At 36.6% G+C, this 21,013-nt stretch carries 26 protein-coding genes, 1 pseudogene and 1 riboswitch; of the genes and pseudogenes, 23 read left to right on the forward strand and 4 right to left on the reverse strand.

The features are described 5' to 3' along the window. Positions 1-138: 138 nt before the first annotated feature. Together ACXVYO_RS03000 and ACXVYO_RS03005 are read left to right on the forward strand one after the other, a co-directional pair. Positions 139-366 (forward strand): helix-turn-helix transcriptional regulator, encoded by a 228-nt coding sequence (locus ACXVYO_RS03000; protein ID WP_075312353.1) that lies wholly within the window; start codon positions 139-141, stop codon positions 364-366. After that, positions 363-650 (forward strand): DUF2178 domain-containing protein, encoded by a 288-nt coding sequence (locus ACXVYO_RS03005; protein ID WP_458465994.1) that lies wholly within the window; start codon positions 363-365, stop codon positions 648-650. Before ACXVYO_RS03000 ends, ACXVYO_RS03005 begins: the two co-directional genes overlap by 4 nt. Positions 651-699: 49 nt before the next feature. Here the strand turns inward: ACXVYO_RS03005 and ACXVYO_RS03010 are convergent, their stop codons facing one another. Next, positions 700-828, reverse strand: coding sequence for a hypothetical protein (locus ACXVYO_RS03010; protein ID WP_002193867.1), 129 nt, complete (start codon positions 826-828; stop codon positions 700-702). Between the two features lie 553 nt (positions 829-1,381). Here ACXVYO_RS03010 and ACXVYO_RS03015 point away from each other — a divergent pair. The 4 genes from ACXVYO_RS03015 (at position 1,382) to ACXVYO_RS03030 (ending at position 4,062) form a co-directional block, all read left to right on the forward strand. Then, positions 1,382-1,567: a hypothetical protein gene (locus ACXVYO_RS03015; RefSeq protein WP_002112687.1), complete on the forward strand. Its 186-nt coding sequence runs from the start codon at positions 1,382-1,384 to the stop codon at positions 1,565-1,567. A 13-nt stretch (positions 1,568-1,580) separates the two neighbouring features. Then, the gene (locus tag ACXVYO_RS03020) at positions 1,581-1,829 is read left to right on the forward strand and encodes a spore coat protein (protein ID WP_001002985.1); all 249 of its coding nucleotides are present in this window, start codon (positions 1,581-1,583) and stop codon (positions 1,827-1,829) included. A gap of 246 nt (positions 1,830-2,075) precedes the next feature. Continuing rightward, positions 2,076-3,026: an L-lactate dehydrogenase gene (locus ACXVYO_RS03025; RefSeq protein ID WP_458465995.1), complete on the forward strand. Its 951-nt coding sequence runs from the start codon at positions 2,076-2,078 to the stop codon at positions 3,024-3,026. 22 nt (positions 3,027-3,048) lie between these two features. Beyond that, the gene (locus ACXVYO_RS03030; RefSeq protein ID WP_458465996.1) at positions 3,049-4,062 is read left to right on the forward strand and encodes a PTS transporter subunit IIC; all 1,014 of its coding nucleotides are present in this window, start codon (positions 3,049-3,051) and stop codon (positions 4,060-4,062) included. Between the two features lie 54 nt (positions 4,063-4,116). Here ACXVYO_RS03030 and ACXVYO_RS03035 read toward each other — a convergent pair whose 3' ends face one another. After that, entirely contained in the window at positions 4,117-4,764 is a 648-nt protein-coding gene (locus ACXVYO_RS03035) for a phosphatase PAP2 family protein (RefSeq protein WP_458465997.1), read from the reverse strand. Between the two features lie 143 nt (positions 4,765-4,907). Between ACXVYO_RS03035 and ACXVYO_RS03040 the strand changes: the two genes are divergently transcribed. The 16 genes and pseudogenes from ACXVYO_RS03040 (at position 4,908) to sufB (ending at position 17,730) form a co-directional block, all read left to right on the forward strand. Next, positions 4,908-5,435: a hypothetical protein gene (locus ACXVYO_RS03040; RefSeq protein WP_458465998.1), complete on the forward strand. Its 528-nt coding sequence runs from the start codon at positions 4,908-4,910 to the stop codon at positions 5,433-5,435. Between the two features lie 253 nt (positions 5,436-5,688). Next, on the forward strand, positions 5,689-5,931 hold the full coding sequence (locus ACXVYO_RS03045) for a DUF3937 family protein (RefSeq protein WP_458465999.1): 243 nt from the start codon (positions 5,689-5,691) through the stop codon (positions 5,929-5,931). A 760-nt stretch (positions 5,932-6,691) separates the two neighbouring features. Then, positions 6,692-7,057 carry an arsenate reductase family protein gene (locus ACXVYO_RS03050; RefSeq protein ID WP_458466000.1) on the forward strand — a complete coding sequence of 122 codons (366 nt, stop codon included), beginning with the start codon at positions 6,692-6,694 and terminating at the stop codon, positions 7,055-7,057. Positions 7,058-7,098: 41 nt separating this feature from the next. Continuing rightward, positions 7,099-7,482: a glycine cleavage system protein GcvH gene (gcvH, locus tag ACXVYO_RS03055; RefSeq protein WP_000026896.1), complete on the forward strand. Its 384-nt coding sequence runs from the start codon at positions 7,099-7,101 to the stop codon at positions 7,480-7,482. 573 nt (positions 7,483-8,055) lie between these two features. Further along, positions 8,056-8,400, forward strand: a complete 345-nt coding sequence (locus ACXVYO_RS03060; protein ID WP_098668822.1) for a toprim domain-containing protein — start codon at positions 8,056-8,058, stop codon at positions 8,398-8,400. Between the two features lie 3 nt (positions 8,401-8,403). Beyond that, on the forward strand, positions 8,404-8,712 hold the full coding sequence (locus ACXVYO_RS03065) for a thioredoxin family protein (RefSeq protein WP_002008881.1): 309 nt from the start codon (positions 8,404-8,406) through the stop codon (positions 8,710-8,712). Positions 8,713-8,866: 154 nt separating this feature from the next. Next, positions 8,867-9,211: a hypothetical protein gene (locus tag ACXVYO_RS03070; RefSeq protein ID WP_048528307.1), complete on the forward strand. Its 345-nt coding sequence runs from the start codon at positions 8,867-8,869 to the stop codon at positions 9,209-9,211. A 125-nt stretch (positions 9,212-9,336) separates the two neighbouring features. Then, positions 9,337-9,444: riboswitch (SAM riboswitch) on the forward strand. A 180-nt stretch (positions 9,445-9,624) separates the two neighbouring features. Continuing rightward, positions 9,625-10,650 (forward strand): methionine ABC transporter ATP-binding protein, encoded by a 1,026-nt coding sequence (locus ACXVYO_RS03075; protein WP_458466001.1) that lies wholly within the window; start codon positions 9,625-9,627, stop codon positions 10,648-10,650. Further along, positions 10,643-11,308: a methionine ABC transporter permease gene (locus ACXVYO_RS03080; RefSeq protein WP_061678021.1), complete on the forward strand. Its 666-nt coding sequence runs from the start codon at positions 10,643-10,645 to the stop codon at positions 11,306-11,308. Before ACXVYO_RS03075 ends, ACXVYO_RS03080 begins: the two co-directional genes overlap by 8 nt. Before the next feature lie 23 nt (positions 11,309-11,331). Next, positions 11,332-12,144: a methionine ABC transporter substrate-binding lipoprotein MetQ gene (gene metQ / locus ACXVYO_RS03085; protein WP_458466002.1), complete on the forward strand. Its 813-nt coding sequence runs from the start codon at positions 11,332-11,334 to the stop codon at positions 12,142-12,144. Next, positions 12,135-12,311, forward strand: a pseudogene (locus ACXVYO_RS03090) (MetQ/NlpA family ABC transporter substrate-binding protein); the annotation flags it as partial. The gene metQ and the pseudogene ACXVYO_RS03090, both read left to right, overlap by 10 nt. 238 nt (positions 12,312-12,549) lie before the next feature. Beyond that, positions 12,550-13,335 carry a Fe-S cluster assembly ATPase SufC gene (gene sufC / locus ACXVYO_RS03095; protein ID WP_000929163.1) on the forward strand — a complete coding sequence of 262 codons (786 nt, stop codon included), beginning with the start codon at positions 12,550-12,552 and terminating at the stop codon, positions 13,333-13,335. 15 nt (positions 13,336-13,350) lie between these two features. Further along, entirely contained in the window at positions 13,351-14,643 is a 1,293-nt protein-coding gene (gene sufD, locus ACXVYO_RS03100; protein WP_000152177.1) for a Fe-S cluster assembly protein SufD, read from the forward strand. Beyond that, on the forward strand, positions 14,643-15,863 hold the full coding sequence (sufS, locus tag ACXVYO_RS03105; RefSeq protein WP_001020767.1) for a cysteine desulfurase SufS: 1,221 nt from the start codon (positions 14,643-14,645) through the stop codon (positions 15,861-15,863). The genes sufD and sufS overlap by 1 nt, the downstream gene beginning before the upstream one ends. After that, complete coding sequence (gene sufU, locus ACXVYO_RS03110; protein WP_000009525.1) at positions 15,853-16,284, forward strand: Fe-S cluster assembly sulfur transfer protein SufU; 432 nt, start codon at positions 15,853-15,855, stop codon at positions 16,282-16,284. The genes sufS and sufU overlap by 11 nt, the downstream gene beginning before the upstream one ends. A gap of 48 nt (positions 16,285-16,332) precedes the next feature. Continuing rightward, complete coding sequence (gene sufB, locus ACXVYO_RS03115) at positions 16,333-17,730, forward strand: Fe-S cluster assembly protein SufB (RefSeq protein WP_001118824.1); 1,398 nt, start codon at positions 16,333-16,335, stop codon at positions 17,728-17,730. Between the two features lie 181 nt (positions 17,731-17,911). On the opposite strand, the gene ACXVYO_RS03120 is transcribed toward sufB, so the two are convergent. Continuing rightward, positions 17,912-18,658, reverse strand: coding sequence for a VanZ family protein (locus tag ACXVYO_RS03120; protein ID WP_458466003.1), 747 nt, complete (start codon positions 18,656-18,658; stop codon positions 17,912-17,914). Continuing rightward, entirely contained in the window at positions 18,658-18,987 is a 330-nt protein-coding gene (locus ACXVYO_RS03125) for a PadR family transcriptional regulator (RefSeq protein WP_458466004.1), read from the reverse strand. The genes ACXVYO_RS03120 and ACXVYO_RS03125 overlap by 1 nt, the downstream gene beginning before the upstream one ends. A gap of 575 nt (positions 18,988-19,562) precedes the next feature. Here ACXVYO_RS03125 and ACXVYO_RS03130 point away from each other — a divergent pair. Continuing rightward, positions 19,563-20,954 (forward strand): bifunctional metallophosphatase/5'-nucleotidase, encoded by a 1,392-nt coding sequence (locus ACXVYO_RS03130; RefSeq protein WP_458466041.1) that lies wholly within the window; start codon positions 19,563-19,565, stop codon positions 20,952-20,954. Positions 20,955-21,013: the final 59 nt, after the last annotated feature.

Consider the following 21,013-nt stretch of genomic DNA (forward strand, 5'->3'; position numbering starts at 1 on the left):
GGTTTTTTAGTGCATATGATTCGAAAAGAACAGTAGGTAGATTAAAGTTTCACTTTATTTGTGTTAAAAATAGTTTACATGATGTTAAAAATAAATTACAATTAAAATATAGAAAATAATGTAAAATAAGGAGAGGTTATGAAACAGAGTGGGAATTTAAAAAATAATCTCGTTGTACTTAGAGCAGAAAAACGCTGGTCACAAACTGATTTAGCGAACAAAGCAGGGGTAAGTAGACAAACAATCGCCTCAATTGAAGCAAATCGTTACAATCCATCTTTAATTTTAGCTTTTGAAATTGCACATATTTTAGGTAAGGAGTTTCATGAAGTTTTTCAATATAAGATAGAGGGGGAAACGGAATGAGTATTATAATAGGGATCATAATCTCAGTAGCAGGACTAATAGGAGTTTTATATTCAACACGTTTTCAGAAGAATGAGGGAGAAGATGAAAGAGGCGAGCATATTACAGGGAATGCAGCTAAAATTTCATTATTTGTATTTTTACTTCTATATTTAGTTATCTTTTTAATTGGGAATCTATATTCACTGACAGGCGAACAGTATAAATTAGCAAATGCATGTTTATTAGCTGGAGTACTTTGTTCTTATGCTCTAACTATCGTAGTTTTAAAAAGAAAATATTAGATGAGAAAGAGTCTCTAATGATTTAGAGGCTCTTTCTCGTTAAATGATATTATTTAGCTGGTTTGAAAAATGTATATATCGCTAAGAAAAAGCAAACGAAACTGAATGCGATGGGATCTTGATATGGACTAGGCTCAGAACCCTTCTGGATTTCTGTAAGGAAGTCATGTGTTTTCATGTTCATTGCTCCTCTATGTAAGAATACTTTTAATGAAACTAACACTTACTAATAGGGTTGCACTAATAAAGACGAGGAAAAAGGTAGTGTTACGGTTTCTATAATTGTTAAATGCTATAAATAGAAAACAAATGAGAAATAACATATGTACAGGTATAGAAGTGAACAGTGGTTTTGAAGTTAATATATCAATTAATAATTTTATATATAGGATTGCGTAAACGATAAAGAAGATAACTTTAAAATATTTTTGCATAAGCACACCTACCTACTATGGTTTGTTTGGGGAGTATATTGTTGTCATAGGTTACCTATTGAAAATTTGTATTTTTCTGTAATTATAACGTTTTATCCCACTTTAATGGGCAGTAAGACCCCCACCTCAAAATTCAGCGAGAGCAAAGAAGTTAGGTGAGGGCTGATTAAAGTTTCACTTTATTGGATTTATAAATAGATGCGATTGATTTGAAATGTAATAAAGTTTTTTAATGAATACGATTTAAAAAGAACAGAATACTAAAGAAGAATGAAAGAAGAAAGGTAGGAGTATTCTATGCAAAACTTAACAGAGCTTGAAGTAGAAAATTTACGTCATTTAATTGGTGGACATGCAACAATTATTAACAAGTTAGACCAGTATGCACAGGCTTGTACAGATCCAGAGTTGAAACAAATGTTACAAAAGGATGCGCAAGATGCAAGAAATACGAAACAGCAATTAATGACTTTCCTAGGATAGGAGGAAGCGACAGATGAATGAAAAAGATATGGTAAATGATTATTTAGCAGGATTAAATGCAAGTTTAACAAGTTATGCAAATTATATTGCTCAGTCTGATAATGAACAATTGCACCAAACGTTAATCCAAATTCGTAATCAAGATGAAATGCGCCAACGTAATATGTATGAGTACGCAAAGCAAAAAAGTTATTACAAACCGGCAGCACCTGCGAATCCAATGATTGTTCAGCAATTAAAAGGTCAATTAAGTGCAGAATAATGGGATGACAAAAACGAGCGAATGAAGTCGCTCGTTTTTTGTTTTGAGCATGTCAATAAATATAAAATAAATATTTTTCCAGTTGTAACAAATATGACGAAAATGGAATATAACAATTCACAAAAAGGACAAAAAGTTTGCTCAATATTTCACAAAGTATCCATGGTTTATATCGTGGGAATCTCTATAATTAGGAGTGTAAAGAACAAAAGAAATAGATTATATGATCAATTAGGAGAGATTGCTATGAAACGAAATACAAGAAAAATTGCAATTATCGGTACTGGATTAGTTGGATCAAGTTGTGCATATTCCATTGTGAATCAAGGCATTTGCGAAGAGCTATTATTAATTGATATAAATCATGAACGTGCAGTTGGGGAAGCGATGGATTTATCACACTGCATTAACTTTACAAATACAAGAACAAAAGTATATGCAGGAAGCTATAAAGATTGCAAAGATATGGATATCGTTATTATTACAGCAGGACCAGCACCAAAGCCTGGACAAAGTCGCTTAGATACTTTAGGAGCGAGTGCGAAGATTATGGAAAGTGTTGTTGGCGGCGTAATGGAAAGTGGATTTGATGGTATTTTCTTACTTGCATCGAACCCAGTTGATATTATTACGTATCAAGTGTGGAAATTATCTGGATTACCTAGAAATCGTGTGATCGGTACTGGTACATCACTAGATTCTTCTCGCTTACGAACAATTTTATCTGAAATGTTACATGTAGACCCTCGTAGTATTCATGGGTATTCATTAGGAGAACATGGTGATTCTCAAATGGTTGCTTGGTCTCACGTAACTGTTGGTGGAAAGCCAATTCTACAAATTTTAGAAGAGAAAAAAGACAAATTTGGTGAAATAGATTTAGATGAAATTGTTGAGAAGACTGCAAAAGCTGGATGGGAAATTTATAAACGAAAAGGTACTACTTATTACGGAATCGGAAATTCTCTAGCATATATTGCGAGCTCAATCTTTAACGATGATTACCGTGTCATTGCTGTATCAGCTATTTTAGATGGGGAGTACGGCGAGTATGATATTTGTACAGGAGTGCCAGCTATTATTACTAGAGATGGTATAAAAGAAATTGTAGAACTAAACTTAACAGAGGATGAAGAATCTCGATTCGCAAAATCAAACGATATTTTACGTGATTATATGAAAACAATTGGTTACTAACTTATAGGAGAAGGTGAAACAAATGAAGGAATATATAATGTCTCGTGTATTTAAAGCATCTGCTGGAATCGCACAAGGTATTTTCGTATCCCTTGGAATTGGTTTACTAATAGAAAATATAGGAAGAATTGTTGATATTCCGTTACTTATTACAATCGGAGTTGTTGCAAAATCACTTATGGCACCAGCCATTGGTGCCGGAATTGCTTTTATGCTCGGTGCAAATGGTCTTGTAATCTTCTCGGCTATGGTAGCTGGAGCGATTGGTGCTGGATCCATTTCAATTACTGAAGCAGGTCTAATCATTAAAACAGGTGAGCCAATCGGTGCATTATTAACAGCAACTTTAGCTGTATATCTTGGTAAACGTTTAAGCGGGAAAACTGCGTTAGATATGATGCTCGTTCCATTTGCGGCCATATTAGGTTCTGGTTTAGTCGGTATTTGGTTATCTCATAATATTACTCCTGTTTTAAATACAGTTGGAGCATTTATTAAAGATAGCTCAGCTGGTAGCCCGTTCATCGCTTCTATCGTCATTGCAGTCGTTTGGGGACTATTACTTATCTCTCCAGCTTCATCAGCTGCGTTAGCAATTGCACTTAGCTTAGATGGTGTTGCAGGTGGTGCTGCTCTTGCAGGCTGCGTTGCCCAGTTTATCGGATTCTCTGTTATCTCAGCGAAAGAAAATAATTTAGGCGGCATATTAGCTCAAGCACTTTGTACTCCGAAAGTACAGTTGCCAAATATCACTAAAAATCCAATGATTCTCGTCCCAACTGTTGTCGCCAGTGCGATAGTTGGTCCAGTATCAGCATTGATTTTTCAACTGGAAGCAGGAAAAGAAATTGCAGGTCTTGGATTGAGTTCTCTTATCGCACCAATTAATTTAATTTCTAGTGAAGGATGGGAAGTTGTCCCAGCGATGGTAATCACTTATATCATCATTCCAGTAGCTGTTTCTTATATACTTTACATTGCTCTTAAAAAAGCAGGTCGTATTCATTCTGGTGATATGACTGTACCGCAATCTTAAATTGAAAATCTCCTTTATATAGAGAAAAGCAGACTGGAAGCCACAGTCTGCTTTTTACATTTTTTGATTTTGTTTTACTGGAACACGTATTGTTTCTTTTGCTAATAACAACTGAACGCCGAAGTAAAGTATGCTTGCAAGCGTCATTCCAGAAATGGCGTCTACAAATGCGTGTTGCTTCGTAAATAGCGTTGATAAAATAATAAGCGTACCGAAGAAGGTAAGAATGTAATATTCAAAAGCATGTTGTTCCCTACGTCTAAAGGCAGCTAACATAATGATAAAGGTAGTAAGAACGTGAATGCTAGGGAAACAGTTCACCGGTTGATCAATACTATAAATATAGCGGACTAGTTCGGAAAATACGTCTGACCCAACGACTGTTGGACGTGGTACAGTTGTCTGCCAAAAATAATAAATAGAAAAACAAGCAAGTTTTCCAAGAATTACACTACTTAAAGTGACATAATATTGTTTTCGATCCGCAAAGCAGTAATAAATAAGTGCGCCGTATAAGTAAGGAAACCACAGTAAATAAGGAATAATAAATGCTTTTACAAATGGAATCCAATCGTCTACTACAGTTGTGACATCTACTGCGTGAACAGCCGATTTATTTAATACATCGTAAAGGGGACTTACGAGTACGAGTAGAAGTATATAACTTAACGGAAGAAAAGATGAAAGTTTAAATTTCTTCATGATAATCTCCTATGTTTAGTAATGTAAGTAAATTCAATTGATTATAATATAGAAACGTAATTTGAGCTATCGATTTTACTTACATTTTCTTGAATGAACCTTACGTTTTTGTCACTTGACTGAAAAGAAGGGGAGGGTGCTATATGAAGCGTTTATCGTATTTCTTAGTTTTTATATTGATATGCCTAGTCGGTGCTGGGTGTGCAAAGGATAAAGAAGGAGAGAAATTAGAATATAACGGAAGAGCACTCGTAATTGGAGTTATTGGAGAAAAACCGAAAGATACGTTTAGGAATATAAAGTTTGAGGAAATGAAGTTAGAGGACCTGGAAAAGAAATCTAAGGAAGTGGATGGTTTTCTAATAATGAAAGATCACTTTCAAGAAGCCTCAACAGAGCAGTATAAAAATGTATTTTCATCGCTAAAGAAACCAGTATTTTTTATCGGTTTGCAAGATAAATCATATTCAACGTTTATTACAAAAGGGATAGAGTATAACAGTGCACGAAAAGATGTAAATGCTATGTATACACAAGGCTTTGCAAATATCGGAAGTGGTGAAGGACAACAATGGGCAGTTGGTTTATCAAATGGTGGAAATACTGAAGAAAGTATTCATAATATGTATATCGTCGTATTTCAAACAATTGCCGATTATTTGAGTCGATGAAGAAGGAGCCTGTAAACAAGGCTTCTCCTTTATTTCGCATTTAGGGATCGGTTATATAATGGTCCAAATGATTCCATTGTTATGAGGTTACTAGTAGGGCTTTTTTATTAACAGTAATTCCTCAATATGCAAGAAATATGCAAATGTGCATATTGTATTTATTTGGATATTTTGTATGTTAAAATTAAATATATGGATTTTTTATATAAAGAACTAAAATCAGAAATATCCAATGGATTTTGAGAGGTGTTACATGTTTACAAACAAGAAATTAATTCGAATTGGTCTAACATTACTTGTATGTTTATTTGTAATTGATTTTACAATCGGTTATTTTCAAGCATATTTTGAATCAGCGGCAGGTATTAAATGGGTAATCTCAGAAACTTGGAGAACTATTTTGTTAGATGCCCCTGAAAGTATATTGGTTATTTTAGGCGCAATTGCTTTATATGATTTCACAAAAGAAACATCGCAAAAAGACGCATCAATTTAGATGCGTCTTTTTCTATGCAGTAATTTCTTCAACATTATGGAATACTCTCACTATTACGGCCAAAATCGTTATTTCCTTTTATCCCGCTTTAATGGGCAGTAAGATCCCCACCTCAAAATTCAGCGAAAGCAAAGAATTTAGGTGGGGGTCGGGCTGCCCATAAAGTCCCGATTGGTGAGGGCTGATAATCAGTGGGAGATGAAGAAAACCCCCACTGATTAAAGTTTCACTTTATCTGTACGCCTTGTCATGTAAAGTGTTGCCAGGTTTTGTGACTATAGGCTGAAATGGTTAAATAAACGTTTGTTTAAGATGTATGTTCGGTAGGAAGAAACTGATGTAGCTCAAAGGTCAACAAAGAAAAATAGAGAATTAATCAAACGTTTGTTTAAGGTGTATGTTCGGTAGGAAGAAACTGATGCACCCCAAGGGTTAGCAAAGAAAAATAGGGAGTTAATCAAACGTTTGTTTAAGATGTACGTTTGGTAGGAAGAAGTCGATGCAGATCAAGAGTAAACAAAGAAATATAGGAGTTAATCAAATGTTTGTTTAAGACGTATGTTTGACGAAGGATGTGAGAAGAATCAAAAAAAATTTATATATTTATTTTTTCTTAACAAATGGCGGAAAAATAAGAAAAATTTGCAGGATTATTAAAAATTATCACGAAATAAGTAAAAGTTTAGCGAATAATCGTTTGAAATAATAAAACGTTTTCTATATGATAAAGGTAAAGGTTAGTAAAAAAGTAGGTGAATTTATGACAGTAACATTTTATTCATATCCAAAGTGTGGCACATGTCAAAAAGCAAAGAAATGGTTTGAGGCAAACGATGTAGCATATGAGATGATTCATATTGTTGAAAATCCACCATCAAAAGAAGATTTACGTAATTTACATGAAAAAAGTGAATTACCATTGAAAAAATTCTTTAATACAAGTGGAATGCGTTACCGTGAACTTGGTCTGAAAGATAAGTTAAAAGATGCAAATGAAGACGAAATGTACGAGCTTTTAGCATCTGATGGCATGTTGATTAAACGTCCAATTGTAACAGATGGAACGAATGTAACACTTGGTTTTAACGAAGAGCAGTTTGAAAGTGTGTGGAAAAAGTACCAATAAGGTATTTTTACATAATTAATACATTCACTGGAGGTACAGTCATGAGCATTCCAAATAATTTACGTTACTCTGAAGAACACGAATGGGTAAAAACTGAAGGTAATGAAGTTGTTATCGGTATTACTCACTTTGCACAAGGTGAGCTAGGCGATATCGTATTCGTTGAACTTCCTGAAGTAGGTGCAACAATTGAAGCTGACGAGCCATTCGGAAGCGTAGAATCTGTTAAAACAGTTTCTGAGTTATACGCGCCTGTAAGCGGTAAAGTTGTAGCAGTAAACGAAGAATTAAGTGACCAACCAGAACTTGTTAACGAATCTCCATACGAGGGTGCATGGATGGTTAAAGTTGAACTTTCTGATGCAAGCCAAGTTGAGAAGTTATTAACTGCTGAAAAATATGCAGAAATGACAAACCAAGACTAATTATAGTCGACTAAAGGACAGCCTTTGTGCTGTCCTTTTTTATTTTGTGTTACATAATACATTTAAAATCGAACGTAAATGAATAAGCTATTATAGGAATGAACGTTTTTCGGTAAGGTTTCATGGGGCTTCTTGATCTAAACAGGTGGTTCCGCTTCTTCCTGCAAGGTAAAAAGCGCTTTTACGTCAGAAGCTCCATCCCCCTCACAATCTGAACGAGCCGCTTCCGCTTTTCATTGTCTAGCTCCACCTCCTAGCCCTTCATGTCTAAGAACCTTCCGTACGAGAAGACAAAAAGCGTCTTCTGTGCGAAAGAACCTTAGCCAACAGGGCTAAACAGTCGGTTCCGCTTTTCTGTATTGTCCAGCTCCAGCGGCTAGATTGCTCGGTGGCTTCGTTTCTTCCTACAAGGCAAAAAGCGCCTTTACGTCAGAAGCTCCATCCCCCTCACAATCTGAACGAGCCGCTTCTGCTTTTCTTTTGCAAAAATAAACAGGAAACAACATGAAAATAACGAATATACTATATACTAAGTTAAAGGTTGTATAGTATATGGTGATCGGGTGATGACATATGATTTATGTGGAAAAAGTCATTATTGTAGAAGGTACATCAGATAGAAGAAAGATTGAATCTATTATTCGGGAACCAGTGGAAATTGTTTGTACAAATGGTACAATTGGTTTGGCGAAAATGGATGAGCTCGTTGATCAGTTTTTTGATAAAGAAGTGTATGTATTAGTGGATGCTGATGATGCTGGAGAAAAGTTAAGGAAACAATTTCGAAAAGAATTTCCGCAAGCAGAGCATATTTATATTGATCGCTCGTACCGGGAAGTGGCAACTGCGCCATCTTCACACTTAGCAAATGTACTATGGGGAGCTGACATTGACGTTTATACAGAATATTTACGGTAAGGAATGATAGAAGTGATTGACTGGACAGGAGCCGAAGCAACAGCCTTAATAGAGAACGAAGAAAAAACAGTGTTATATGTATATACTCCAATGTGTGGAACATGCCAATTAGCAAAAAAGATGTTAACTGTCGTTGAGATGACAATTGAAGATTTGAAAATTGGAATGTTAGATTTAAATTATGCTCCGCATTTAGCGAAAGAGTATGGAATCGAAAGTGTGCCGTGTTTACTTGTTTTTGAAAATGGGACACTTATGAAGAAGATATATGCATTTCATTCGGTTGAATATTTATATACGGAATTAAAGTAGGCGGCAAAGTTTTTGCCGCCTCGACATATTTCTTGGGAAATATGTCGAGATGCAGGGTGGTTACAGTATTTGTCGAGCGAAAGTAACAGGATTGCTCTTTAGTAAGAGGGAATGGTATGTGTAATAGAAAGTGATATGAAGGATGTGATTCAAGGTGAAATTATATTCTTTGCTGCAATCATTTGTAAATTACGCTAATGGTCAATATCATTTAGAGCCGCTTTTAAGACAAGGAGAAAAAACTGTTAATTTCCGCTTTGGAGATGAAAGTTGTTCGTTACAAATTTCAAGAGATTATATAGAACTGCTACATGAGGAAATAGGGACGGAGCAAATTGTTTGTGTAGATGAAGAAGATGTAAAACAATTGGTAAACGGCAATGTACGATTGCAAATGTTAATGAACGATGGACGTGTACAATATTCGGGAACATATCGAACGATGCTATTAGTCGAATCGATGTTTCACATATGTAAACCGATGTCAGTAGGGGCTTGAAATTCTGAAGGTTCATTTTTTACGAAAATTTCTGTTGACATGGTGTGTGGATATTGATACAATTCAATTCATAAAATATAGACAATTTCATAAATTACAAATCAGACGAAAATGTAATCTGATTTCTCTTATCAAGAGAGGTGGAGGGACTGTGCCCTGTGAAGCCCGGCAACCGTCAACTTATGTTGAAATGGTGCCAATTCCTGCAAAGCAAATGCTTTGAGAGATGAGAGAGAGGGATAATGCTGTTATATACGCACATAAACCTTTCTGCTTCTCTAAAGCAGAAAGGTTTTTTTATTGTTTGAATGTGGAGGACATTCAAATAATAAAAGTAGTGATACCGGTGGACTACACGCATCAAAAATAAAAAATTGCGGAGTCGACCCAAATAAAAAAAGGGGTGATACACCATGATTCTATTAGAGAATGTAAAGAAAATATATAAAGCAAAAAGCGGTGATGTCACTGCTGTAGATAATGCCAATTTAAAAATAGACAAAGGTGAAATCTTTGGTGTTATCGGATATAGTGGCGCTGGGAAAAGTTCTTTAATCAGATTATTCAATCAGTTAGAGAAACCAACTTCTGGCCAAATTACAATTGCAAATCGCGTGATTTCAGCGATTACAGGAAGTGAACTTCGTAAAGCAAGGCAAGAAATCGGAATGATTTTTCAGCATTTCAACTTACTTTGGTCACGAACTGTACGCGAAAATATCGAGTTCCCGCTTGAAATTGCAGGTGTTGATAAGGCGAAGAGAAGAAGACGCGTGGATGAGTTAATTCATCTTGTTGGATTAGAAGGAAGAGGAGATGCGTATCCATCTCAGCTGAGCGGAGGACAAAAGCAACGTGTTGGTATTGCAAGAGCGTTAGCTAACAATCCGCAAGTGCTTTTATGTGATGAAGCGACGTCAGCTCTTGATCCAGAAACCACAGATCAAATTTTAGATTTATTATTAGATATTAATAAGCGTCTCGGTTTAACAATTGTACTTATTACACATGAGATGCACGTGATTCGAAAGATTTGTAATCGAGTGGCGGTAATGGAGAAAGGGAAGATTGTAGAAACGGGTCCAGTACTTGATGTATTCCGTAATCCACAGCAAGATATTACAAAACGATTTGTAAAGCAATTAACAGATTCTGAAGATACAAATGAAACGATTGAAAGTTTAATTGAAAAATATCCAGATGGTAAAGTAGTTCGTTTGCAGTTTATCGGTGAAGCTGTAGAAAGACCAGTACTTCAAAGATTAATGCAACGTAGTGATATAGAAGTTAGCATTTTGCAAGGAAATATCGCACAAACGAATGACGGTTCTTACGGTAGTTTAGTTGTTCATTTAAATGGTGAGGAAACAGCGATTCAGCAAGCAATAGAGGGAATACATCAAGATCAAGTAGAGCTGGAGGTGATTGCACATGGATAAGTTACTGGCAAATGTTGATTGGAATCAAATGTTAGAAGCAACTGGTGAAACGTTATATATGACGGCAATCGCAGCTCTTGCCACATTTGTTTTAGGACTCATTTTAGGATTGTTACTTTTTATGACAGCGAAAGATAATTTATGGGAAAACAAGACGGTTAACACAGCGATTGGAGCGTTCGTAAACATTTTCCGTTCGATACCGTTTATTATTTTAATCATTTTATTAATCCCATTCACAAAGATTTTGCTTGGAACAATTCTTGGAGCAAGTGCAGCATTGCCGGCTTTAATTATTGGAGCGGCACCGTTTTACGCGAGAATGGTTGAAATCGCACTTCGCGAAATTGATAAAGGTGTAATTGAAGCTTCAAAAGCAATGGGAGCAAAAACAAGCACAATTATTTTGAAAGTATTAATTCCAGAATCGTTACCAGCATTAGTATCTGGCATTACAGTTACGACAATTGCTTTAGTAGGCTATACAGCAATGGCGGGAGTTGTTGGTGCTGGTGGCCTTGGAACACTTGCATATTTAGAAGGATTCCAACGAGGAAATAACGATGTAACAATCGTTGCTACAATTTGTGTATTACTGGTTGTATTTTTCATTCAGTGGATTGGTGATCGTGTAACGGTTCGAATAGATAAACGATAATAAAAAACGGGAGGATGTTTCAAATGAAAAAATTATTACTTACAGCACTTATTTCAACTTCAATTTTTGGGTTAGCTGCTTGTGGCGGGAAAGATAAAGATGAAAAGAAATTAGTTGTGGGGGCTTCTAACGTACCGCACGCTGAAATTTTAGAAAAGGCAAAGCCGTTACTTGAGAAAAAAGGAATTGAGTTAGAAGTGAAAAAATTCCAAGATTACGTGTTGCCAAATAAATCGTTAGCGGATAAGGATCTAGATGCAAACTACTTCCAACACATTCCGTATTTAGAAAAAGAAATGAAAGATAAAAAATATGATTTTGAAATAGCAGGAAAAATTCATATTGAACCAATTGGTGTATACTCTCAAAAATATAAGAGCTTAAAAGAACTTCCAGACGGGGCGACAATTATTATGAGTAATTCCGTTACTGACCATGGACGTGGTTTAGCAATTTTACAAAAAGAAGGCATTTTAAAAATTAAAGACGGAGTAGATCCAGTTAGTGCAACGCCAAAAGATATTGCAGATAATCCGAAAAACTTAAAGTTCAAAACGGATATTGAGCCTGGTTTGTTACCACAAGTGTATAACAATAAAGAAGGCGACGCTGTTTTAATTAATTCAAACTATGCAATTGATGCGAAATTAAACCCAGAAAAAGATGCAATTGCAATTGAAGGTGATGATTCTCCATATGCAAACGTAGTAGTGGTTCGTAAAGGTGATAAAGATAAAAAGGCGATTAAAGAGCTTGTAGAAGTATTACATTCTAAAGAAATCGAAGACTTTATTACTAAAGAATATAAAGGAGCGGTTGTTCCTATAAAAGAATAATTGCGATTGAAGGATCAGACTCTCCGTACGCAAATATTATTGCAGTTCGTAAAGGTGACGAGAAGAAAAAAGAAATGAAAGAATTAGTAGAAGTATTGCATTCAAAAGAAATTCAAGACTTTATTACTAAAGAATATAAAGGTGCTGTACTTCCGGTAAGTGAATAAATATGAGGAAAGGACTGGAAAATTACCAGTCCTTTTTTCTTTATATAAATAAGAAGAAAGGTGTATCATATAAGGATGCAAGGGAAATACTTATATACATTTGTGAAAAAATTGTTACTTTTTTTCGTCGTTTGCGATATCATTTTATTTGATATAAGATTAGAATGAGAATAAAATGAGAATATGAACGTTTTAGGAATTTTTAAAATGTATATATAGGATTAATGGAGGTATTGAGATGGCTGGTTCTACATTAACGGTTAAAGACTTACACGTATCAATTGATGGCAAAGAAATTTTAAAAGGTGTAAACCTTGAAGTAAAAGGTGGAGAAATCCACGCAATTATGGGACCTAACGGAACAGGTAAATCAACTTTATCTTCTGCGATTATGGGTCACCCAAAGTATGAAGTAACAGAAGGTAGCATCATCATCGACGGTGAAGATGTATTAGAAATGGAAGTAGACGAGCGCGCACAAGCAGGTCTATTCCTAGCAATGCAATATCCAAGTGAAATTAGCGGAGTAACAAACGCTGACTTCTTACGTTCTGCAATTAATGCACGTCGTGAAGAGGGCGATGAAATTTCTCTTATGAAATTTATCCGTACATTAGATAAAAATATGGAATTCCTAGAAATGGATCCAGAAATGGCACAACGTTACTTAAACGAAGGTTTCTCTGGTGGAGAGAAAAAACGTAACGAAATTCTTCAATTAATGATGATTGAGCCAAAAATCGCAATCTTAGATGAAATCGACTCAGGTCTTGATATCGATGCATTAAAAGTTGTATCTAAAGGTATTAACCAAATGCGCGGCGAAGAGTTCGGTTGCCTAATGATTACGCATTACCAACGTTTATTAAACTACATCACTCCAGACTTCGTTCACGTTATGATGAACGGTCGTATCGTTAAATCTGGTGGCCCTGAGCTTGCACAACGTCTAGAAGCTGAAGGTTATGACTGGATTAAAAAAGAATTAGGTATTGAAGACGAAACAACAGAGCAAGAAGCGTAAGAGAGGAGCATAAACATGACAATCGGTACATTACCTTTCGATCAAGAAACAATCCGTCAACGCGCAAGCGAAGTAAACGAAGCTGCTTGGTTGACTGAGTTCCGCTTACAAGCTCTTGCACAAGCAACTGAACTTCCAATGCCAACGCCTGATAAAACGAAAATTGAGAAATGGGACTTTATCGGAAAAGGCGACGCTGCTAAGCAAGAGCCTGTAAGTTCTTTAACAGAGCTTCCAGAAGCAGTGAAAAACTTAATCGATGAAAATAACAGCGTATTAGTACAACGTACTGGTACAACTGCGTTCGTTTCTTTAGCAGACGAAGCAAAAGAAAAAGGTGTTATTTTTACAGACATCGTAACAGCTGCAACAGAGCATGCTGAACTATTACAAAAGTATTTAATGAAAGATGGCGTGAAGGTAGACGAGCATCGTTTAACTGCACTTCATGCTGCATTAATCAACGGCGGTGCATTCGTATATGTTCCGAAAAACGTTGTTCTTGAAACTCCACTTCAAGCTGTATTCTTAGTAGACGGCGAAGAAGCTAACGTATATAACCACGTATTATTCGTAGCTGATGCGAACAGTACTGCAACTTATGTAGAAAACTACGTTGCAAATGAAAATGCTAAAGGTATTGCAAATATCGTAGCAGAAGTAATCGTGGAACAAGGCGCACAAGTGAAATTCGGTGCGGTTGATCTATTAGCAAAAGACGTAACAACTTACGTTAACCGCCGCGGTGTTGTAGGACGCGACGGCCGCATTGATTGGGCTCTAGGCCTTATGAATGACGGAAACACAATTTCAGAGAACGTTACAAACTTAATGGGCGACGGTTCATATGCTGATACGAAAACAGTAACAATTGGCCGTGGTAACCAAACACAAAACTTTACAACTAAAGTTGTTCACTTCGGTAAGCACTCTGAAGGTTGGATTTTAAAACACGGTGTACAAAAAGATAGTGCAACATCTATCTTTAACGGAATTGGTAAGATTGAACACGGTGCATCTAAATCAAATGCACAACAATCTTCTCGCGTTCTTATGTTAGATGAGAAAGCTCGTGGGGATGCAAACCCAATTCTTTTAATCGACGAAGATGATGTAATGGCAGGTCACGCAGCTTCAGTAGGCCGCGTAGATCCGTACCAATTATACTACTTGATGAGCCGTGGTATTCCAAAACGCGAAGCAGAACGTTTAGTCATCCATGGATTCTTAGCACCTGTAGTAAATGAGCTTCCGATTGAAGGAGTAAAAGCACAGCTTGTTGAGGTAATTGAAAGGAAAGTTCGCTAATGAATATTCATGAAATACGCAAACAGTTTCCAATTCTTGATCAAAAAGTGAACGGCAAACAACTTGTATATTTCGATAGTGCAGCAACTTCTCAAAAACCAATTCAAGTCATTGAAACGTTAGAACGTTACTATAAAGAATATAATTCTAACGTGCATCGCGGTGTTCATACGCTCGGTACGAAAGCTACCGACGCGTATGAAGGTGCACGCGAGAAAGTTCGCAAGTTTATTAATGCGAAATCAATGGAAGAGATTATTTTCACGCGCGGAACGACAACTGCATTAAATACAGTAGCGGCTAGCTATGGTCTTGAAAATGTAAAAGAAGGCGATGAAATCGTTATTTCTTACATGGAGCACCATAGTAACATCATTCCGTGGCAACAAGTTGCGAAGAAAACTGGTGCAACTTTAAAATACCTTCCGCTTCAACCAGACGGTACAATTTCTTTAGAAGATGTTCGTCAAACAGTTACACCGAATACAAAAATCGTTTCTATTATGCAAGTTTCAAACGTGCTTGGAACGATTAATCCTGTAAAAGAAATCGGAGCAATCGCACACGAAAATGGCGCAATTATGGTCGTTGACGGTGCACAAAGTACACCTCATATGAAAGTGGATGTACAAGATTTGAACTGTGATTTCTACGCATTATCTGCTCATAAGATGTGCGGACCTACAGGTATCGGCGTATTATATGGTAAAAAAGAATTGCTAAACAATATGGAGCCAATTGAATTTGGCGGTGAAATGATTGATTTCGTAGATTTACAAGAATCTACTTGGAAAGAGCTTCCGTGGAAGTTTGAAGCAGGTACACCGATTATCGGTAATGCAATCGGACTTGGAGCGGCAATTGATTTCCTAGAAGAAATCGGTCTTGATAATATTGAAAAGCATGAACATGAATTAGCGCAATATGCTTTAGAAAGACTATCAGAAGTAGATGGCGTTACAATTTATGGTCCAAAGCATCGCGCTGGTCTTGTTACATTTAACATTGAAGACGTACATCCTCACGATGTAGCGACAGTATTAGATGTAGAAGGCATTGCGGTTCGCGCAGGACACCACTGTGCACAACCGCTTATGAAGTGGCTGAAAGCTTCTTCTACAGCACGTGCGAGCTTCTATTTATATAATACAAAAGAAGAAATTGATACATTTGTTGAATCGCTAATCAAGACAAAGGAGTATTTCACAAATGTCATTTAATAATTTAGATACGTTATATCGTCAAGTTATTATGGATCATTATAAGAATCCTCGTAACAATGGCGTGTTAGAAGATAGTGTTACAGTTAACTTGAACAATCCAACTTGCGGCGATCGTATTCAACTTACGATGAAAGTAGAAGAAGGTATTGTGCAAGAAGCGAAGTTTGAAGGAGAAGGATGTTCTATCTCAATGTCTTCAGCTTCAATGATGACACAAGCAGTAAAAGGTAAGAAAATTGAAGAGGCACTTCAGCTTTCTAAAATTTTCTCTGACATGATGCTAGGAAAAGAGTACGATGACAGCATTGATTTAGGAGATATTGAAGCATTACAAGGCGTATGCAAGTTCCCTGCACGTATTAAATGTGCAACATTAGCGTGGAAAGCGTTAGAAAAGGGCTTAAACGAAGATAAGTAATGTTAAAGGTTCCTAAAAACGAGGTTATCTAAGGAGGGACACACCAACATGGCGAAGCAACTGCCAGATATCGGCGATTATAAATATGGTTTCAAAGACAAAGACGTTTCGATTTTCCGTGCTGGACGCGGTTTAACAAAAGAGATCGTTGAAGAGATTTCACGTATGAAAGAAGAACCACAGTGGATGTTAGACTTCCGTTTAAAATCACTGGATAAGTTCTATGAAATGCCAATGCCACAATGGGGCGGCGACTTAAACGACTTAGATTTCGATGAAATTACGTACTACGTAAAACCATCTGAGAAATCTGAGAAGTCTTGGGATGAAGTACCTGATGAAATTAAAGCAACATTTGATAAATTAGGTATTCCAGAAGCTGAGCAAAAATATTTAGCTGGTGTATCTGCACAGTACGAATCTGAAGTTGTATACCACAACATGAAAGAAGACCTAGAAGCTCTAGGAATCGTCTTCAAAGATACAGATAGCGCATTAAAAGAGAACGAAGATATTTTCCGTGAGCATTTCGGAAAAGTAATCCCACCAACAGACAACAAATTCTCTGCATTAAACTCTGCAGTTTGGTCTGGTGGATCATTCATCTACGTTCCAAAAGGTATTAAGGTGGATACACCACTTCAAGCGTATTTCCGTATTAACTCTGAAAATATGGGACAATTCGAGCGTACGCTTATCATCGTAGATGAAGGCGCACACGTACACTACGTAGAAGGTTGTACAGCACCTGTTTACACGACTAACTCACTTCACAGTGCGGTAGTAGAAATCATCATTAAGAAAGATGCATATTGCCGTTATACAACAATCCAAAACTGGGCGAACAACGTATACAACCTAGTTACAAAACGTGCGGTTTGTGAAGAAAACGCAACGATGGAATGGATTGACGGTAACATCGGATCTAAATTAACGATGAAGTACCCAGCAGTTATCTTAAAAGGCGAAGGCGCTCGTGGTTTAACATTATCTATCGCGATTGCTGGTAAAGGCCAACACCAAGATGCTGGTGCGAAAATGATTCACTTAGCACCAAACACGTCTTCAACAATCGTTTCTAAATCGATTGCGAAGCATGGTGGTAAAGTAACTTACCGTGGTATCGTACACTTCGGACCAAAAGCGAAAAACTCTCGCTCTAACATCGAGTGTGACACGTTAATCATGGATAACCAATCTACATCTGATACAATTCCTTATAACGAAATCAAAAACGATTACGTTTCACTTGAGCACGAAGCGAAAGTATCGAAAGTATCAGAAGAACAATTATTCTACCTAATGAGCCGCGGTATTTCTGAGCAAGAAGCTACAGAAATGATCGTAATGGGCTTCATCGAGCCATTCACTCGCGAACTTCCAATGGAATACGCAGTTGAAATGAACCGCCTAATCAAGTTTGAGATGGAAGGTTCTATTGGTTAATAGATAAAGTAGAAGCGCCCTGCTATGCAGGGCGCTTTTTTATGTTGTGCTTAGTTGGATTCAGTTTATAGGTCAGGTTGGGATACCCAGGTGGGTGTTCATTTAAATATATCAACGATTATTTTAATATATCGACTTATCAACAAATTACGACAGGAAGAACAACACGTATACCCCGGACCTAAATCGTATCCACCTTATCCACAGAATTAACACGGTCCCAAATATACTTCATCCCAACAAAAGAACCATATCCAATTACAGCACCTAACATATTCAATATGATGTCATCAATATCGAAAACACCAGTAAAAGTAAGGAGTTGTAACGATTCAATTAATAAAATAGACTTAATGAAAATTTTTGATGCCATTTTTACATTGTTTATTTGTTTAAATAATAACGGCAGAAGGAATCCGAGTGGGATAAATATGATGACGTTCCCTAATGTGTTCATAAGTACGATTTCTATATTATAAGGATCTAGTAAATGAGTAGGATCGAATCCACTTAAATAGTTGATTGTACTTCTGAAAGGAACTAAGTTTATTAACCCACCGTGTATAGAATGCCAGTCACCTGTTTCAAAGAAGTACTTCAGATTACCAAAGTAAAAAACTGGCCTCCCGAGCAATAGTTTAAATAATAAAACAAATGAATACGGTAAAAATAATCCCCAGCCAATCCACTGTACATATTTTTGCGTAGAAGATTGCATCGCTTTTTCAATTTCAGTTCCTAAAGTAGAGGCTTCTCCGAAGGTTTGAATGGCTAATGTAGTAGCTTCTTCTTCGGATTTTCCTTGATCGAGAAATTCTTGTTTTAAACTTGTAAGATGATCGTAAATTTCGAAGTATAGTTCGTCTTTATCAGATTGCGCTAGGTTTGTTTTTTGAACGATACTCTTTATGTATTTTTCAATCGTCATTAATTTAAAGCTCCTTTCTGACAAGTTTTAATAAGAGCTGTAACTGAATTCCACGCTGTTAGTTTTTCTTCTAAAAATTTTTTTCCGCTCGTAGTAATGCAATAAAACTTTCGTTTCATACCAGTTTCAGATTCACCCCAGTAGGAATTGATTAAATCCTTTTGTTCCAAGCGTTTGAGTGCTGGATAGAGTGTACCTTGGCTCATCGTGTATAGATCATTGCTGTTTTCTTTTAGCTTTTGAATAATTTCATATCCGTACGTATCGTGCTGTTTAATGATGGAGAGAAGTAAAATATCAATACTTCCTTTTAATATCTCTTTATCCATTTTATGGTTCACCACCTTATGATGAGATTGTAACACGACATATGTCGTGTTACAAGGTATAAGTGTAGGGTGATACCCCGTCTAGTATCCATTTAAATATATCAACGATTTTTCAAATATATCGATCACAACTCGGAATATATCGGCGATTGTTTCAATATATCAACGATTCGACAAGGAATATCGACTTATCCACAAAGTAAGACAAAAGAAATTCTTCATATACCCCGCAACATTTTATATGAAAAGAGAACGACTAGCAGTAAGGAAAAGATACTGACAAATCTCCTGGATAATCCAATCGAACTCGAACCTGTCGACCACTTTGTTAAACTTTTTGACAAATCCCCCTCCCCGAATCCCAACCTAACTCCACCACCAAAAATCCTTCCACACAATAAAAAAGTTTTCCTATCAAAAAGGGCAATCTTTTGCTTTTTCTCACAATGCGAGTACAATGTAAAATAGCAAGAAAAGACGAAAAGTATTTACAGGATTATTGCGTACGCATAGCGTAAATGGCAGTAAGGAACTGAGAGGAGGTTTTTTCTCTGAATATAAATAAAGAAACAATCATCCACCTTTATCATACAAACGATATACATAGTCATTTTGAAAATTGGCCGCAAATTTCTCGGTTTGTACAGGGAGAGAAAAGGCGAAGACAGGAAGCTGGAGAGACCGTTTTGACGGTTGATATCGGAGATCATGTGGATCGTTTTCATAGTATTTCGGAAGCGACGAATGGACTTGGTAATACGAAGCTTTTGAATGAGGCGTTATATGATTATGTAACGATCGGAAATAATGAAGGAATTACGTTAGCGAAGGAGCATTTGAATCGTCTATATGATGATGCTGGATTTGAGGTGCTCGTCGCGAATTTATTTGAAAAAGAAGGTGTACGTCCGGAGTGGGCAAAGCCTTATAAATTACATACAACGACAGATGGGATTACGATTGCTTTTATCGGATTAACGGTTGCATATCCAGAGTTTTATCATATGCTAGATTGGCATATTGAAGATCCGCTTATCCATTTAGAGTCTATTTTAGAAGAAGTGCGAGATGAGGCTCATATTACAGTTGTCCTTTCTCATCTTGGAAAAAGCATGGATGAGTATATGGCGGAGCATTATGATATAGATGTTATTTTAGGTGCACATACGCATCATTTATTTGAGCGTGGTGTTCTTATGAATAATACTTTACTTTGTTGTTGTGAAAAGTGGGGACGTTACGTTGGGCACGTTCAGCTTACTGTGGATAGAGAGACGAAGAAGCTGTTGAAAAAAGACGGTAGAGCGATTAAGACAGAACGTTTAGGTGCTTATAGCAAACCGTTATCCACAATTGAATTGCTGCAGGAAGAAAGTAAACAGATTATGGCCGAGCCTGTCGTTCATTTAAAGGAAGCATTACCGGTCGATTGGTTTCAGGAGACATCATTTTCGCACATGTTAGCAAGTGCGCTGAAAACGTGGTGTGGTGCAGAGATTGGCATGGTGAACGCTGGTGTGCTATTAGAGGGATTAAATGAAGGTGTTGTGACGCGCGGAGATATTCACAGAATTTGTCCACATCCCATTAATCCATGTTTATTAAAAGTACCGGGAAAAACGTTAAGAGAAGTTATTTTGAAAGCGCGCCGCCCGAATATGGAGAACCTTGAGGTAAAAGGATTTGGATTTCGCGGGACAGTGATGGGGAAAATGATTTACGCTGGTGTAGAAGTTATTCCAGATACGATTCCTGGGAATAAAATTTTACTCGAAGATGTATTGATTAACGGGGAATCGCTGGAATTAGATCGTATATATACAGTAGGAACGATTGATATGTTTACATTCGGCTACTTATACCCAGAGCTATCCACACTTTCTGACAAACAATATTATATGCCGGAACTACTTAGAGATGTGTTAACAGACGTGTTGATAACTCATACATCTTCCGTCAAACTATAGGCTAGTTAACTTGTAACACTCATTTTTCTCTTGTCATACAGATAAGAAAGAGAGGAGTG

It is taken from the genome of Bacillus sp. BC08 (genome assembly GCF_054326875.1).